Annotated in this window: 1 protein-coding gene; it reads left to right on the top strand. The window is 43.6% G+C overall.

Annotation, left to right across the window (positions count from 1 at the left end):
• Nucleotides 1–262, top strand: a 262-nt coding sequence (locus WH37_RS33155) for an IS3 family transposase (RefSeq protein WP_046234948.1), incomplete at its 5' end; no start/stop codon positions are given.
• Nucleotides 263–965 lie beyond the last annotated feature (703 nt).

Genomic DNA, 965 nt, shown 5'->3' on the forward strand with positions numbered 1-965 from the left:
GATGGATGAGCTTTTAGAGACGTTTGAAATTGGACGATCGCTGAGTGCGAAAGGTTGCCCATATGACAATGCTGTGGCCGAAGCCACCTATAAAATCATGAAAACGGAGTTCGTGAATCAGATGAACTTTCAGAGTCTTTGTCACTTGGAGCTGGAGCTATACGATTATGTTCATTGGTTCAATCAACATCGTATTCATGGAACTTTAGGCTATATGACGCCTGTTCAGTATCGCCTTACAGCCCTTAAAAAAGTTGTTTGATTTACTGTTGACAATCCAAGGAACGGTTTTTTAGATGCCGCAAGTAGATCGACTTAATGTTCTATATCTCGTCCGATAAGGAGATAATGTCGCTCCAGTAAGGGATTTCCTAATTCATAAGGCGATTCAGGGATTAGAGATGGGCAAAAATAGGGAGTAGTTTAGGGGCTTTGTTAAACTCCTCTGTACATTTATCTTTTGCGAGTTTTAGATCAGGTGGACGCTCCCCCCATTGGTTCATCCAAAAATGATTGTGCTCGATATCGAACAGGATGCCCTCTAAGCACAAGCCGAATCTTTTGCGGATAAGCTCAATATTGCGCGGACTCTTATCTCGCCAATTTATAAATTTTTCGGAAGTAGGCTGACCGACAGATAAAAATTGCTTCAGGTCAGGAGGGAACTTAAATGGGTATGTTTGTTCAATTTGTTTATTAATCTAGGGTGTGTATGTAAACCGGAGTCGGCCTGCTGCGCCTTGCTAAGAGCCTATTCGAGGCCAATCTTCTCTGACGATTCAAGGCTGGGGAACCACAGCATGCGATTTTTGCTGAGATCACGCAACCCGGAGCGCTCCCTCCTTTTTTAAAGGACTGAGGTTCCGCTATTCTGGCCTTTGCTCCGATTTCAGGCCGTAAGCGGACAGGATGCTCTTCTGTCAATAGAGTGGACACGCCTATTATGCTATTTTTTCGTAATAAAG

Source organism: Paenibacillus algorifonticola, from assembly GCF_000971975.1.
Taxonomy (GTDB): Bacteria; Bacillota; Bacilli; order Paenibacillales; family Paenibacillaceae; genus Pristimantibacillus; species Pristimantibacillus algorifonticola.